At 65.5% G+C, this 15,621-nt stretch carries 15 protein-coding genes; all 15 read right to left on the reverse strand.

Translation table 11 applies throughout. The features are described 5' to 3' along the window. Positions 1 to 233: 233 nt before the first annotated feature. The 15 genes from queE to aroC all read right to left on the reverse strand — a co-directional run bounded on the left by queE (position 234) and on the right by aroC (position 15,619). Complete coding sequence (gene queE, locus LJE61_RS08340) at positions 234 to 875, reverse strand: 7-carboxy-7-deazaguanine synthase (protein WP_296918054.1); 642 nt, start codon at positions 873 to 875, stop codon at positions 234 to 236. Further along, on the reverse strand, positions 872 to 1,966 hold the full coding sequence (locus LJE61_RS08345; RefSeq protein WP_296910225.1) for a 6-carboxytetrahydropterin synthase: 1,095 nt from the start codon (positions 1,964 to 1,966) through the stop codon (positions 872 to 874). The genes queE and LJE61_RS08345 overlap by 4 nt, the downstream gene beginning before the upstream one ends. Positions 1,967 to 1,979: 13 nt before the next feature. After that, the gene (queC, locus tag LJE61_RS08350) at positions 1,980 to 2,675 is read right to left on the reverse strand and encodes a 7-cyano-7-deazaguanine synthase QueC (RefSeq protein ID WP_296910226.1); all 696 of its coding nucleotides are present in this window, start codon (positions 2,673 to 2,675) and stop codon (positions 1,980 to 1,982) included. A gap of 127 nt (positions 2,676 to 2,802) precedes the next feature. Next, positions 2,803 to 3,273 (reverse strand): PilZ domain-containing protein, encoded by a 471-nt coding sequence (locus LJE61_RS08355; RefSeq protein WP_296910228.1) that lies wholly within the window; start codon positions 3,271 to 3,273, stop codon positions 2,803 to 2,805. Positions 3,274 to 3,802: 529 nt separating this feature from the next. Then, positions 3,803 to 3,967, reverse strand: a complete 165-nt coding sequence (gene pufA / locus LJE61_RS08360) for a light-harvesting antenna LH1, alpha subunit (protein WP_296910229.1) — start codon at positions 3,965 to 3,967, stop codon at positions 3,803 to 3,805. 24 nt (positions 3,968 to 3,991) lie between these two features. Next, complete coding sequence (gene pufB / locus LJE61_RS08365; protein WP_296918056.1) at positions 3,992 to 4,129, reverse strand: light-harvesting antenna LH1, beta subunit; 138 nt, start codon at positions 4,127 to 4,129, stop codon at positions 3,992 to 3,994. Between the two features lie 76 nt (positions 4,130 to 4,205). Continuing rightward, entirely contained in the window at positions 4,206 to 4,508 is a 303-nt protein-coding gene (locus LJE61_RS08370; protein ID WP_519972994.1) for a hypothetical protein, read from the reverse strand. A 100-nt stretch (positions 4,509 to 4,608) separates the two neighbouring features. Further along, positions 4,609 to 4,773: a light-harvesting antenna LH1, beta subunit gene (gene pufB / locus LJE61_RS08375; RefSeq protein ID WP_296909261.1), complete on the reverse strand. Its 165-nt coding sequence runs from the start codon at positions 4,771 to 4,773 to the stop codon at positions 4,609 to 4,611. A gap of 304 nt (positions 4,774 to 5,077) precedes the next feature. Next, positions 5,078 to 6,859, reverse strand: a complete 1,782-nt coding sequence (locus LJE61_RS08380) for a SufS family cysteine desulfurase (RefSeq protein WP_296909259.1) — start codon at positions 6,857 to 6,859, stop codon at positions 5,078 to 5,080. 6 nt (positions 6,860 to 6,865) lie between these two features. Beyond that, the gene (locus tag LJE61_RS08385; RefSeq protein WP_296909258.1) at positions 6,866 to 8,335 is read right to left on the reverse strand and encodes a glycogen synthase; all 1,470 of its coding nucleotides are present in this window, start codon (positions 8,333 to 8,335) and stop codon (positions 6,866 to 6,868) included. A gap of 72 nt (positions 8,336 to 8,407) precedes the next feature. Then, positions 8,408 to 9,622 carry a hypothetical protein gene (locus tag LJE61_RS08390; protein ID WP_296918058.1) on the reverse strand — a complete coding sequence of 405 codons (1,215 nt, stop codon included), beginning with the start codon at positions 9,620 to 9,622 and terminating at the stop codon, positions 8,408 to 8,410. Next, positions 9,619 to 10,848 (reverse strand): polysaccharide deacetylase family protein, encoded by a 1,230-nt coding sequence (locus LJE61_RS08395; protein WP_296909256.1) that lies wholly within the window; start codon positions 10,846 to 10,848, stop codon positions 9,619 to 9,621. The genes LJE61_RS08390 and LJE61_RS08395 overlap by 4 nt, the downstream gene beginning before the upstream one ends. 181 nt (positions 10,849 to 11,029) lie before the next feature. Then, the gene (glgX, locus tag LJE61_RS08400; RefSeq protein ID WP_296909254.1) at positions 11,030 to 13,120 is read right to left on the reverse strand and encodes a glycogen debranching protein GlgX; all 2,091 of its coding nucleotides are present in this window, start codon (positions 13,118 to 13,120) and stop codon (positions 11,030 to 11,032) included. Between the two features lie 171 nt (positions 13,121 to 13,291). After that, a complete protein-coding gene (locus LJE61_RS08405; protein ID WP_296909252.1) occupies positions 13,292 to 14,458 on the reverse strand; it encodes an MFS transporter in 1,167 nt (388 codons plus the stop codon). Between the two features lie 57 nt (positions 14,459 to 14,515). Next, positions 14,516 to 15,619, reverse strand: coding sequence for a chorismate synthase (gene aroC / locus LJE61_RS08410; protein ID WP_296909250.1), 1,104 nt, complete (start codon positions 15,617 to 15,619; stop codon positions 14,516 to 14,518). Positions 15,620 to 15,621: the final 2 nt, after the last annotated feature.

Consider the following 15,621-nt stretch of genomic DNA (forward strand, 5'->3'; position numbering starts at 1 on the left):
AGATCGGCGAAGTGGACGTACTCCGCATAGAGCGCGATCGGCACACCGGTCTGCTCGCGCAGACGATCGGCCAGCTTACGCAGACGGAACTCGGAGAGGGCGGGTGCACCACGGAGCACGAGCATCGGCAATCACTCTGGGTTCTGGGTGTCGACGCGACATCATACGCGAGAACGCATGCCGCAGGGCGCGAGAGCGCCACGCCGGCAGCCCCGGCGCCAGCCGCTGTCGGATCAGGGGATGCCGAGGAGCTTATGGGTCTGGATGCTGAGGCGCCAGTGCGGACGGGCCCTGCAATAGGCGATCGTCCGATGGGTATTGGCGAGGCGATCGGGTCCATCCATCGGCTGCAGAAAGAAGTGCTCGAACGCGAGCTGCTCGAGGTCTTCGGGCGAGAGACCAGGCTGGGGGAAGACGAGCTTGAGCTCCTGGCCGGTCCGTTGCACGAGGTCCGCGCCCGCCTTGGGGCTGACGCAGATCCAGTCGACGCCGTCTGGCACCGGCCGTGTCCCGTTGGTCTCGATGGCGACCTCGAATCCCCGCTCGTGCAGGGACTCGATCAGGGGGCGATCGAGCTGCAGCAGGGGCTCGCCGCCGGTCAGGACGACCAAGGGTCGCCCGCGAGGGCGGTCGCCCCCGGACCAGATCGACTCGATGCGCCGGGCGAGCGCCTCGGGGTCCTTGTAGACGCCACCGCCTGCGCCGTCCGTGCCCCGGAAGTCGGTATCGCAGAAACGGCAGATGGCCGAGGCCCGATCCTGCTCCCGCCCGGACCACAGATTGCAACCCGCGAAACGGCAGAAGACGGCGGCGCGACCGGCTTGCGCACCCTCCCCCTGCAAGGTGTAGTAGACCTCTTTGACGCTGTAGCTCATAGCGGGAGCGTCGGGCCGAGCTCACTCCAACACAGAATTGCCCCGCAGCCGCGGGTTTCATGAAGGTCGATCCGATCCAGCTGAGGCAGCACCGCGGCGACCTCCTCGCGGATCCACAGGAGGAGATTGGCGGGATCGGGGTGTCGCAGGCGGGGCAGCTCGTCGAGCCGATGGTGGTCGAGGCGATCGTAGACCGGCCTGAACAGGACCTTGACGTCCCCGTAGTCGACTGTCCATCCAAGAACCTCGTCCAGGGGCGCGGTGAGATGCAGACGGAGCAGATAGCTGTGACCATGCAGACGCCGCCGCGGGTGGTCCACCGGTGCCCGCACCAGACGCACTGCGCTCTCGAAGCGCTGCTCCTTCCAGATCCGATAATGCTGGCCGTCGTAATGACAGCCGGCCGTCTGTGTCTCAAAGACGGTGACGCAGGAGAGGGCCGGCAGAACCGGTTGCACCCGTTCCCAGATCCAGCGGGCCAGCATCTCGCTCGTCGGGTTCTCCAGCCCGGCGACCTCGTTCAGGCAAGCGAGGTCGAGCTCGGCGTGAACGGGTGCCCAGATCGCCTGGAGCCGGTCGAAGTCGATACCCATGTCGGCGCCGGCGAGATCCTGCTTGGCATGCAGGATGACCTCGAACCCATGTCCGTGCATGCGCCCGCAAGGATGGCCCTCGGGCACGTTTGGAAGACGATGCGCCGCCTCGAAACGGAACCGGCGCCAGACCTGGACCTGCTCTGCGCCGTCCAGGTCGGCCCCCTGATCAAGGGTGCTCTGGACACCCACCGTGTCGATACCCGGGACTGCCAGCCTCCCCCGCACCCAACGTGCCAGGTTCTCATCGGTTGGGACGGGCAGATGACCGTTGAGGTCGCTGTAGTCCAGCGGCTCGACGCAGCCCTTCAGTGCTCGGGTGAGCGCCTCGGTCTCGCCTCCCGGAAACGGCGCCCAGGCGGCGGGGAGCTCAGCCCGGACCCTGGCGACGAAACCATGCCCGTGGAGCCGGCGCGAGCGGTGCCCGGCGGGAAGGACGGAGACGCGCCGCGCCGCCTCGAAGGGGACGGCGGCGACATGAAACAGGCGTTCGGTCATCTGGTCTTTGTTTCTAGGTTGAGGCAAAACGGGACAGGAGTGGGTCCGGATAACCGGCCTCCGCGAAACCCTTTGCACGCAACAGACACGAGTCACAGTGACCGCAGGGGCGGCCATCCGTTCCAGGGTCGTAGCAGCTGCTGGTCAGGCCGTAATCGACACCCAGCGAGATCCCCTTGGCGATGATCTCGGCCTTGGTCAAGGACATCAATGGCGCGTGGATCTTGAGTCGCTGGCGCCCCTCGACCGCCGCCGCGGTCGCCAGGTTGGCCATGCGCTCGAAGGCTTCGATGAAGGCCGGCCGACAATCGGGGTAGCCCGAGTAGTCCTGCGCATTGACGCCGATGAAGATGTCGTCGGCGCCAAGGGTCTCGGCCCATGCCAGCGCGAAGGACAGAAACACCGTATTGCGCGCGGGGACGTAGGTGACCGGAATCCCCACACCGATCGCCTGGGCGGATCGCCCTTTGGGGACCGGGATGTCGGCCGTCAGCGCCGAGCCACCGAAGCGCCGCAGATCGATGTCGATGACGGCGTGATCCGCGACACCGATCGAGCACGCAACAGCCGCGGCGGACTCGAGCTCGGCACGGTGACGCTGTCCGTAGCGGAACGACAACGCATAGAGCGCGAAACCATCGGACTTCGCGATCGCGAGCGTGGTCGAGGAATCCAGGCCACCGCTCAGGAGGACGACTGCCGGCGTCATCGAATCGTTCGATCCCGAGCGCCCCCAGCGAGGACACCAGGACCCCGCAGCCCCCTTCGGGGTGCGCCTCGGATCGCCGGATCGGGCGCCGGTTTGCCGCCGCCTCCAGACGCCGGCCAGCAGGGACTCAGGGGCATATGGGATGCCGCGACGGCCCGGTTGGGTCGTCGCGATCGTGGTCCTGGGATCCTTTTACGGTCGGATCACCGATGCCGATGTGGCTGAGACTGCGGCCCGACTCGAGCCACAGTAACGCCCGGATACGCGACATTGCGGTGTCGCCAACATCCGAAAACTCGATTCCAAGGATCCAGGCATCCTCGCTGCTGCCGGGAGAAGCCCACACCACCGAGCCAACCGCCTGGATTCCTTCCGGGACCTCGGGCGACTCCATCTCGACGAGCAAACGCGATCGCACCGCGAAGAGCCGGTCGGCTCGCACCTGGAGCCCCCCTTCGCTGATGTTGCGGCCCAGCACTTGGTGTACGCCCGGCACGCAATCGCCGGTCCCCGAACCCAGCTGCATCAGGCGGGCACTGCAGTTCCACGGCACGCGTTCATGGCCTCGCCGATCCCAATCTGCACCACTGGACTCCATAGGTCCCCCCACTCGGCACACAAGATCAAGACAACGCCGGGGAATCAGCCCCCCGCTCCATCCTTTCGCCCGCCCAGCAGCGAACGGGTCCACGTCGAGCGACGACGCCTAGGACACAGCTGCGGTGGCTTGACTTCACGAGGGCGCTCCCGGAGAGGGCCGAACGGGTCGCTCCCCGAGCCAGACGCAGAACACCAGTGCCAGACGGACGAGATAAGGATAGCGTCCGCCCGAGAGCCTGTCGACCAGCCCCTGCCTCCCCGGACCCGCCGGATCACGCAGGCTGGACCCGCAGGGTCGAGTGCATCAGGTCGTCACGAGTGGGGGGCGCGAAGGGGACGAAGGCCGAAGACCGCCACCGCAGCGGTGTCGCCAACAAGGAGGCAGGAGATCTATCCCGCCATGCCCAACGGCGCGAAGCCGTCGGGCATGGTGCGATCCGGGTTAGTCGAGGAGTTCGGATCGCGAGCCGGCCGAATGACGAGGCCGCATTCGATCAAGGTCTTCTCAGGTACGGAGCAAGGCTGGATCAGGCCCAGCCGAAGCCCATCCGGAACACCACCGCGTGCAGAGCCAGGGCGATGATCAGGACGGCGAAGAGGATCGGCATCAGCCAGTTGGCGGGATTGAGGACAAGCCAGACCTTCCAGTCGTCTTCCGGGTTTTTCGGCTTGGCGATTTTGACGTCACTCATGGGTTTGCTCCCGTCGAATTCAGCTCAGAACCAGGGATTGGCAGCAATCACCATGAGGTGAACGAGCGCTGCGATCCCAACGAACGCGGTGTAGGTCACCTTGAACTGCTCGTGGAACTCTTTTGCCTGCTGGTCGGTGAGTCCGGACAACGAGTCGGCCATCGTCTAACCTCCCCTCATTGATGAGGTCTGATCAGAAGCGTCATGCGGTTCCGGCGCTGAATAGGTCGATCCCGTCTCAGGCGGCCTCAGGGGTCGGTACGACCTCTACGGGGATCGGCTGAAGGGGCGAACCCGCCGGGGGTGCTGCTTCGGCTGGTGCTGCTTCGGCTGGTGCTGCTTCGGCTGGTGCTGCTTCGGCTGGTGCTGCTTCGGCTGGTGCTGCCGCTTCGACCGGGGCTGGCGCCTCAACCGGCACCGCTTCTTGAGCTCGCTCGACGCCCGGCGCCGCCTTGCTGGACTCCCAGGCGTTACCAGGGAGGGAGAATGCGTAGAGATGCACCGCCAAGGCGACGACGAGAACGGCGAAGAGAATCGGCATCAGCCAGACCGCCGGGTTCAAGACCAGCCAAATCCGATAATCCTGCTCACTCGGTCTGTAGTCAAAAACGTTTTGTGGCACAGCGGGTTACCTCCCAAAGTCAGAACCAGGGTTTGCTCGCGATCACGAACAGATGCACGATCGCCGCGATACCGACGAAAGCGGTATAGGTCACCTTGAACTGCTCATGGAACTCCTTTGCCTGTGCTTCGGTCAGCCCAGACAGGCTGCTGCCTTGTTGCGCGACCGCAGGTTTCGCCTGCACTTGAGGTTTGCCGCCGACAGGTGGTGCGGCGGGAGAGCGCTGCTCTGCCATGGATTAGGCCTCCATACGGGTGTTGCCGAAGTCGCCGCGCAGGGTGTGTGCGACGGGTATATTTGGCGAAGATCGCACCGGCCGACAACCGTGCGATCTGATGCGTCCAAATACCGGGGGATCCGCAAGTGATCCTGGTGTCATAGTAGCTTGACGCTTGGCAATGTCAACCAACTTTGACACATGCGGCGTAGGGGCATGGAGAGCGCCGTGGGCAACGCGGCGCTTCGCCGATCGGCTGGATGCCGGAGCCCTATCCGCCGTGCTGGGCCGCGATCCGGCGGATTCGCTCAACCATCGCGAGCAATCCGTTGCGGCGCGTCATGCTCAGATGCTCGTCCAAACCGAGGCGAGTGAAGAAGGCCGGGGCGTCGAAGGCCAGGATGGCCTGTGCGTCCTGACCGGAGTAAAGCTGCTGCAGCAGGGCAATCAGCCCACGGACGATCTTGGCGTCGCTGTCCGCCAAGAACTCGATGACGCCGTTGGAGTCGGGCCGCACTCGGGCCGCCATGTAGACGCGGCTCTGGCAACCGGGAACGAAGTTGGCCTCAGTCTTCAGCGCATCGGGCATCCTGGGCAGGCGCTCGCCGAGGTCCATGATTTGCTGGTGACGCATCGGCCAATCGGGCAAGAGACCGAACAGCTCGGCGATCTCCTCGGCGGCGGCCGCTGGCGAGGCCGCGCTCGCCAGTGGATAGTGGTCGGCGTTGACCGGCGCCCCGCGGGACCCTTCCGCAAGCGGCCTCGGCGCATCCTGCGTTCGCGCGGGATGGGATTGCGCGCCCGCAATGATCGCGGCGACCGCCTCGGCGAGGCGATCGATCTCATCGAGGTCGTTGTAGACGCCGAACGACGCGCGCGCCGTCGAGGCGATGCCCATTCTGTCCATGAGCGGCTGGCAACAGTGGTGGCCGGTGCGGATGCAGATCCCACAGAGGTCAAGCTGCATCCCGATATCCAGCGTCCCGATCGGCGGATCGACCAGGATCCAAGACACCAATGCGGACTTGTGGCGTGCCCTGCCTTTGATCTCGAGACCCGGCAGCTCGCAGAGCCGCTGAGTGGCATGCTGCAAGAGCCGCTGCTCATGGGCGACAATGTGCTCGAATCCAATGCCCTGGAGCCACTCGATTGCGGCAGCCAGACCGACGGCCCCCGCAATGTGGGGTGTTCCGGCCTCGAATTTGTTGGGCAGCTGGGCGTAGGTGGTCCGCTCGAAGGTGACCTGCTCGATCATATCCCCGCCCCCCTGATAGGGCGGCATGGCCTCGAGCAGAGAGCGCTTGCCGTACAGCACCCCGATGCCGGTCGGGCCATACAGCTTGTGCCCAGAAAACACGTAAAAATCCGCATCGAGCGCCTGGACATCCGTCGCGCCGTGGGCAACCCACTGCGCGCCGTCGATCAGCGCCAAGGCGCCGACCGCATGGGCCTCGTCGATGATCTCCCTGATCGGGTTGATCGTGCCCAGGGCATTCGAGACGTGATTCACCGCCACCAGACGAGTGCGGGGTGACAGCAAGCGGCGATACTCGTCGATCTGGAGCTCGCCAGCCTCGTCTACGGGGATGACCCGAATGCGCGCGCCTGCCGCCTCGGCGGCCCATTGCCACGGTACGATGTTGGAGTGATGCTCCAGCGCCGAGAGGATGATCTCGTCACCGGGCGCGAGGTTGGCCCGTCCCCAGGAGGCCGCGACCAGATTGATGCCCTCTGTCGTCCCGCGGGTAAAGATGCATTCGGCAGGCTCGGCTGCATGCAGAAAGTGGGCGACCACCTCGCGGGCATAGTCATGCATGCGCGTGGCATTGCGCGAGAGCTGGTATGTCCCGCGATGGATGTTCGCGTGGTACTGCTGATGATAGTCGCTGACGGCATGGATGACCTGCCGCGGCTGCTGGGTGCTCGCGGCATTGTCCAGATAGGCCAGCGGCCGGCCGTGCACCCGCGTCTCGAGGATCGGGAACTGGGCACGGACCGCCCCGAGGTCCAAGGGTACCGAGGGGACGGGGGTCGGCGAAAATCGCGGTGTCATCTTGGCTTATTGAACCCGAATGTGCGCGTAGATATCGAGGTACTCTCGCGCCGGCCGGCTCCAGGAATGGTCTGCATGCATGCCGTTGATCCGCAGCTGGCGAAAGTACTCCGGGTGATGCCGCCAGAGACCGATCGCCCGCTCCATCGCCTCGCCGAGGGCCGCCTCGGTCAGATCGTCGAACAGAAAGCCGTTACGCTCCTCGAAGGGCCGATCCGAATAGTTTGCGTCGAAGACCGTATCGGCCAGGCCGCCGACGCGGCGTGCGACCGGCACGACCCCGTATTTCATTGAGATCATCTGGGTCAGCCCGCAGGGCTCGTAGATGCTCGGGATGAGGATCATGTCCGCACCCGCATAGAATAGATGGGACAGCTCTTCGTCATAGGCAAGGACCAGTCGACAATCGGGGTTCGCCGCCGTCTGCTCCTGCATGCGCCGAAACTGCTCGGCAACCTCGGGGTCGAGTGCGGCCCCGAGGAGCGCAACCTGGCAGCCTTGTGCCATCGCGTAGTCCACGCCGAATCGCAACAGATGGACCCCTTTCTGGTAATCGAGCCGGCTGACCACCGCGACGATGGGTTTGGCTGCCTCCGCCAGCCTTAAGCGCCGGCGCAGTGCGCGCTTGTTGACGGCCTTCCCCGGGAGGCGGTCTGGGCCGAACGGCTCGGGAATATGCGTATCGGTCTCGGGGTTCCATACGCGGTAGTCGATCCCGTTGAGCACACCGCCGAATTTGCGGTCGTGGGTTCGGAGCACACCCTGGAGCCCCATCCCTTGGTCGGTGTGCTGGATCTCCCAGGCATAGCGGGGCGAGACGGTATTGACGAAGTTGGAGAAGACGATCCCACCCTTCATCAAATTGACCAACCGGGGATTCCCGGGGTCCTGCAGACGATCCGGCACCATGAGGCGATCGGGGTCGAGCCCGACCTGCAGCAGGATGGAGGCCCCGACTACCCCCTGATATCCGACATTATGCAGGCTGTAGCAGACGCGGCTCCCGCCCAGGCCGAGGTCCGTGTAACGCTCGTAGAGTAGCACCGGAACCAGGGCGGTCTGCCAATCGTGACAATGGATAATGTCGGGGCGCTTGCCCGACCTCAACATGAATTCCAGGACCGCCCGGCAGAAGAATGCGAAGCGATCTGCATCATCCGCCTCGCCGTAGATTCGGCCGCGCTGGAAGAACCGATGCGGCGATTCGGACTCGATGAAGTAGCAGTTGAGATCGTCGACCAGGGCGGACTCGACGCGACACGGGATCGACTGGTCGAAATAAGCGACTTGGAGATCCCCAACGACTTCGCGCCGAGCGCCGATCAGGTCGAAGCGCAGTGAGTCGTATCCTGGCAGGAAGACCTCCACGTCCTCACCGACTGCCATGAGCTCGCGCGAGAGGCCGTGCACGACATCGCCAAGCCCGCCTGCCTTCGCGATCGGCGCGCACTCGGCGCTGACCATGGCAATGTACATACCCTTTCTCCCCTGTCGGTTTTTTTGATTCTTGGGGGGACACGCCGATGCCGTCGATCCACCCGTCGAGCCCTAGTCATCCCCGGAACGGTCAATCAAAGGCGGCGGGTTGAGCTCGAATGCGCGCCTGATCAAGGCGTCATCCTCGACGCGAATAACGAATTGAAAGCGCCCCCCCGGCCCAACCCGATAAGGTCGGCCGAACAGATCGATCTCGCAGCCTGGTGCCGCCCGGCCATGGACATGCAGCTCCGCCTCGACCATCAGCTCCGTGCCGCGGGTCACCGGCTCGCCGTAAGTCAGGCGCGCGATGCGACCGCCGCTGCCCTGCCGATCGAACGACGCGGAGGCAGCCGGTGCGTCAGGGTCGGCCGAGGGCACGAGGCCCCGACGGCGATCGTCGGGTCCGACGAGCTGGACTGGCGATGTGCCGTCGCGTTCAGGGTGCTCGGCAGGCCGGGCGTCCGCGCGGCCTCCGGCAAAGACGTCTGGCCAGGACTCGATCTTGCCAGCCCTGACCGCGTCCCGGCCTGCCGCCGCATGGGTCTCTGAGGGGCCGGTCACGCCGACCGGTTCCCGCCCCGCACCTCGGGTCGGCCGGGGCAGCGACGATGCGGTCGCAACGGAGTCGAGCGGCTGCGGTGAGACATCGCGATCGGAGCCCGCAATCGGGCCAGACTCCTCGGGTCTCGGCGGCGTCCCCATGCCCCGCCCGAGGCGGAGCCCGACCCTCGCAGGATGGTCGATCGCATTGGAGCGCGCCAGCAAGACCCAGCCGCCGGTATCGCTGCTCAGACCCAGCTCGGCATCATAACGCGCCGGCCTGTGATCAATCTGAAACCTCTGCTCGCCATGCCCGCGGAGGCCTGAAAGCCGAACCGGGAGCCGACTCACCCGCTCCGGGCCACCGATCTGGAGACGTCGGAGGCAGAGGACCAGGACCGGCTGAAGACCGTCACGCGCGAATCCCGCGACCGCCGGCGCCAGATCATGACTCGCCAGGCGCCAGTAGGCATGGAGATCCGTTTCAAGGCCATCCACGAGAACGACCCCGGTCCCGCGGGCGAGCAAGGGGAAGCGACGGACGAGCGACGGCGACTCGGCAGCCAGATCAGCCCCCGGGCCATGGGACGGGTCCGGCTGGACATCGGGCTCTCCGTGTTTGCCCGCCCCCTGCGCGGGATCATTGGGCGCGCCATCCCGAACATCGCCGGGAGATTCCGCTTCATTATTGATCTCGATGTCTCCCAAAACGGACTGCACTGCGGCCCCGCGACGCCGGATCACTCGCGAAGAGGATCCGACCCGAGCTGGCTCGTGTCGTTCGGCAACCGCGCCGACAGACTCTCTTCCGCCGCATCGAGGGCAGCGGCCGCCTCGCGCGTCCGGACATAGAGATGCGGGATCCAGGAATCACCCCAGAACAGAAAGCAGCTGGTCTCGGCCTCGAGAATCAGGCGCCGGGCGCGCGCCATGGCAGCCTCCCAGCCCGGCCCATGGTCCGTGTGACTCTGCATCAGCTGCCAGTAGCGTGCGCTGAGCCGTTCGACCTCCGCGACAGCCTGTCTCTGGCGCTCGCTGCCCGCCCATTTGGAGAGGTCCTCGCCGGATGTCGAGCCGACATTCCAGGCACCGGTCTGGACCTGGGCATGCGCGACTGGCGGGACCTGCTTGAGATAATCGCTGAGGCGCACTGGGGTGATCGGACAGCTGCCAGCACGCACCTGGTCCAGATAGGGTACGAAGAAATGGCCGAAAAAACCGGAGTCTTCGTGGGTCTGCCGGAACCAGCCGCCGTTCTCGCCATCGGACCAGGTGGTGACCAGCCGCATCTCGTGCGGGCGTGGCGAGCCAGCCGTGCGCCACGTGACCTCGTCGCGAAACCAGCCCGGATCGAGTCCGCTTTCCTGGGCGTTGGAGACATCCCGATCGCGCGGCACGACGCCGATACAGACACCTTCGTGACAGGCGAGGTAGGGCCGAAAGATATCGCTGATCCCGTCCTCGGGCCGAACATGGACGCCATCGACGACCACGTATTCGTAGCCCGCCTGGACTAGTGCCGGGATCATGGCCATGGTGAAGGCCATCTCCGGAGGCCAGAAACCCCGCGGGGTCCGCCCGAACACCTCCTGTATGAGGGCACGCCCTCGGTCCAGCTGCTCCGCCCAATCCGCGCGTGGGATGAGCGGGAAGATCGGGTGGTAGTAGCCCATTCCGATCAGCTCGATATTGTCCGCCTCCCGGTAGCCTTCCAGCATCGCCGGGATGTCGACGATATGGCGATACCGCTGCACGATGTCCGGGTCGAGCAGTTGCTCCAGCAGGACTCCCGAAAACCCCACGTGCAGACAGGCGACGTCACGATACCGCAAGGCGTATCGCACCACCCGCTCGTAACAGCGGATGATCTCCTCGGCCTCCCAGGGATTCGCCTCGATCAGCAGACGCAGGTTTCCCGGCGGCTGGTGCATGTGCAGCCCGAGGGCATGATAGATGTGGGTCGGAGTCATGGATCCCCACCGTCGCGCGGGAACGCGTATGAGCCTGTCTCAGTCGGCGGCCAGCTGGGATCGAACGATGCCGAGCGGACGTTTCGATGGCTCCGGGCTCTCCACGGAGGGCCGCGCTGTGGCGTAGACATTATGACAACAGGGGGGGATCGGTCAAAGTCCGCATCCGGAGCTCGGCGCGTCAGCGGCCCTCAAGGACTTGGATGCTGCGCGCGCGCACCAACACGACGGACGCGGTGCTCGCGATCTGGTCTTCGGGCAGGATGAGGTCGGTGGGACTGGCGCGACCCGTATCCACGGCGGGATACCAGCGCACGTCCCCGATGCCCGGGATCTCGAACCGCTGCGCCTCACTGTCCATATTGATCAGTGCGTGAAGCAACTGCTCGCCCTGACGAGCCGGCGCCAATGTGAAGGCGAGCACCCGTGCCGCCGGGTCGTCCCAGGGCGGCGCTCCCAGCTTGGTCCCGTGCCAGGCGACATCCGGGAGATCGCTGCCCTTGCGCGCCTGCCCGGAGAGGAAATGACGGCGGCGCAGGCTCGCGTGACGCTTGCGCAAGGCGATCAGGCCGCGCACGAACCGGAGCATCCCGCCGTTGGACTCCACCAACGACCAGTCGAGCCACCCCAAGGGGTTATCCTGACACCAAACGTTGTTGTTGCCCTCCTGTGTGCGCAACACCTCGTCGCCGGCCAGGAGCATCGGGATCCCCTGGCTCAGGAACATCAGGGTCAGCAGGTTCTTGGCCTGCCGCCGCCGCAGCGCCAGGATCTCTGCATCGGAGGTCTCGCCCTCCACCCCGCAGTTCCAGCTCAGGTTGTCATCCGTGCCGTCGCGGTTGCCCTCGCGGTTGGCGCGGTTGTATTTGCGCTCGTAGGAGACGAGGTCCCACAGCGTGAAACCATCGTGACAGGTCACAAAGTTGACGCTGTTGATCGGTTGGCGCAGGTTGGCCTGATAGAGATCGCTGCTGCCGGCGAGCCGGGTCGCGATCTCGGGGACCAATCCCGGATCGCCCCGGACGAAACGCCGAACGCTATCGCGGTAGCACCCATTCCACTCCATCCAGCGGTATCCGGGGAAGCTGCCGACCTGATAGAGACCGGCCGCGTCCCAGGCCTCGGCGATGATCTTGGATGCGCTCAGCGTGTCCGAGAGCTCGATTCCCCAGAGGACAGGCGGATTGGCCATCGGTTGACCGTCCGCGTCCCGCGCCATGGCGCTGGCGAGGTCGAAGCGAAAACCGTCGACGTGCATCTCACGCACCCAGTACTCGAGTGCATCGAGGATATAGCGCGCGACGAATGGGTGATTGGCGTTGACCGTATTCCCACAGCCCGTGAAGTCCAGATAGATGCGCTTGTCGACAGCGTCGAGACAATAGAAGGTCTCGTTGCCGAGCCCCTTGAAGCTCATCGTCGGACCGCCGTTCCCGCCCTCGCTGGTGTGATTGAATACGACGTCCAGTATGACGCCGATTCCAGCCTTGTGGAGCGCCTTGACCATGTCGCGAAACTCGCGGCGATGCGTCCCGTGCTCCGGTGTGACACAGTAGCCGGGATGGGGTGAGAAGAAGCCGAAGCTGCTGTAGCCCCAGAAGTTGCGCAGCCCGGCCTCCCAAACTCCGGGCGGGACGTCCTGCTCGTCGAACGCCATCACCGGCATCAACTCGACATGGGTGATCCCGAGATCCTGCAGATAACGAATCTTCTCGATCAGCCCGAGGAAGGTTCCCGGATGCCGCACGCCCGAGCTCGGGTGCCGGGTAAACCCACCGACGTGCAGCTCGTAGATGATGGTCTCCTCGGTCGCCTGGCGGATCGGTGTGTCGCCTTCCCAATCGTATTCCTCGGCCAGAACGAGCCCACGGGGCGAATCATGTGGTCGCACCCCTTCGCTCTGGCGGCGCCAGCGATCCCACTGGGAGAGGTTGACGGCGCGTGCCCAAGGGTCCACCAACTCGACCGACGCATCGAAAAGCCAGCCGTGCGCGCGCGGCTCGAAGGGTCCGTGCAAGCGCCAGGTATAGTGGGTTCCCGGCGGCAGATCGACGACCAGGATATGCCAGGAGAAAAAGGTATGGTTGACCTCCGGATCGAGACGGATGATCTGGAACGGCTCTGTGCTGTCCGATCCCTCGTAGAGCAACAGCTCCGCCCCGCAGGCATGTCGGCTGAACACCGAGAAGTTGACGCCGTTGTCTTCGACGCTGGCCCCCGGGGGATAGCGTCGACCCGGGAGGAACTGAAACGGACCTCGAGCGACAGGCATGGCGAGTATGGTTCTTGGGTCCGACGATGGCCGGACGGGATTCGGGGGGTCAATGGGTGCAACGAAGGCCGTTAGGATAACACGCCGCTCGCGGGCTTGGGCTGGGGTCGGCTTGCGTCCGGGGCGAACCGGTCGCGCCGAACGCACCCCGATGCAGGCGGCGCAATCCGGCTATCGCCGATTGCATCCCGCGGTCTGGGGCTCCGCCGGAGGCCGCTCCAACCACTGCCACGCGGCGAGCAGGCCCAGCGCCGCGGCGCAGGCGGCGATCCCGAAGGTCACCGCCGGACCCTGATCGGCCCACAGGAGACCCCCCATCAGACTCCCGGCGGCCCCGCCCGCGCCGAAGCTCAGGCTGTTGTATAGGGCCTGGCCCCGCCCCTGGGTGCGCCCGCGGAAATAGCGATGAACGAGATGGATCGCGGCGGCGTGGAAGGTCCCGAAGGTGGCGGCATGCAGGAGCTGGGCGAAGATCGCGACCGGCAGAAGTGCCACGAAGCCGCCGATCAGGATCCAGCGCAGCACGGCGAGCGCGAGACTCCAGATCAGCACGAGGCGCGCACCGAAGCGCTCGAGTAAGCCCCGCATCGCGAGAAACACCACGACCTCGGCGATGACACCAAGGGCCCAGAGCGCACCGACCGCAGATGATGAATAGCCCACGGACGCGAGATGGATCGAATAGAAGGCATAGTAGATCCCGTGGCTCGACTGCATGAGAAAGCAGGCGGCCAGAAACGCGACGACATCCCGGCGCGTCAGCAGGCTGCGGAGCGAAGCCGTGGCCTGATCATGCACGACCGGCGCGCTGTCCGGCACGGCCAGTGAGGAGACCCAGATGCCGGCGAACAGGATCAGGACCCAGAGCGGCACCACATCGAGCGGCGCGGACTCCAGCTGCACGCCAAGGATGCCCACCACCAGGATGAACCCCACCGAGCCCCAGAGGCGGATCAGGGCATAGCCCGAGACCCGGTGACGCAGATGGTTGAAGGTCACCGCCTCCATCTGTGGCAGCGAGGCGTTCCAGAAGAAGCTGAACAGGACCATGGCGATCGCGATGGTCCAAAAGCCGTGGGCCAGGAAGACACCGCCAAAGGTCACGGCCGAGACGAAGGCTGCGAGACGCACGATCGGCATGCGACGGCCGGTCAGGTCGACGATATGTCCCCACAGCATCGGCGCCACGATCTTGGTTCCCACCAGGATCGCCATGAGCTGGCCGATAGCCAGGGCGTCGAACCCCTTCGACTGCAGGTAGGGACCCCAGAAGGGCACCAATGCGCCGAGCGATGCGAAGTAGAAAAAATAGTATCCGGATAGCCGCCAGTAAGGCATCGCAACGGGCCTGGAACCCGCAGCGCATCCGCGGGCATTGGAATCCTCGCCGAATGACTAGCCGCGGCGGGCGGCCGGTATGGGCGGCGTGGGCGGCACGACCCCGGCGTTCTGGCCGCGCTGGCGCAGCAGGTGATCCATCAAAACCAAGGCAAGCATGGCCTCGGCGATGGGTGTGGCACGGATGCCCACACAGGGATCGTGCCGACCTTTGGTGACCACCTCGGCGGCCTTGCCGCGGGTGTCGATCGTCCGACCAGGCAACCGGATGCTGGAGGTGGGCTTCAGCGCGATGCGGACCACGAGATCCTGACCCGAGGAGATCCCGCCGAGGATCCCGCCCGCATGGTTGGACAGGAAGCCCTCGGGGGTCATCTGGTCGCGATGCTCCGTCCCCTTCTGCTCGACAGAGGCGAACCCCGCCCCGATCTCGACCCCCTTGACGGCGTTGATGCTCATCATCGCGTGGGCGATGTCGGCGTCCAGCCGATCGAACACGGGCTCGCCCAGGCCGGTGGGCATGCCCGTCGCGACAAGCGTGATGGCCGCCCCGATTGAGTTCCCCTCCCTGCGCAGGGCATCCATGTACGCCTCGAGCCTGGGGACGGTCTCCGCGCAGGGACAGAAGAAGGGGTTGCGCTCGACCTGATCCCAATCGAGGGCAGCGGGACGGATCGGGCCAAGCTGAGACAGATAGCCACGGACGCAGATGCCCGCGTGCTCGGCCAGGTACTTCCTGGCGATCGCCCCTGCGGCGACCCGGACCGCGGTCTCGCGCGCCGAGGAGCGGCCGCCCCCGCGAAAGTCGCGGCGGCCGTATTTCTGGTCGTAGGTGTAGTCGGCGTGGCCAGGCCGATAGCGGGCGGCAATCTCAGAGTAATCCTTGGAGCGCTGGTCCTCGTTGCGGATCAGAAGCCCGATCGGTGCACCGGTCGTCAGACCCTCGAAGAGACCCGAGAGGATCTCCACGCGATCCGGTTCCCGCCGCTGGGTGGTGTGCCGCGACTGACCGGGCTTGCGGCGGTCCAGATCGCGCTGCAGGTCCGTTTCGGAAAGTGCCAGGCCCGGCGGACAGCCGTCGACGATCCCACCGATCGCCGGGCCGTGGCTCTCCCCGAAGCTGGTGACGACGAACAGTCTTCCGATGCTGTTTCCCGACATCG

Origin of the sequence: Thiocapsa sp. (assembly GCF_022340925.1) — a bacterium.
Classification (GTDB): Bacteria; Pseudomonadota; Gammaproteobacteria; order Chromatiales; family Chromatiaceae; genus Thiocapsa.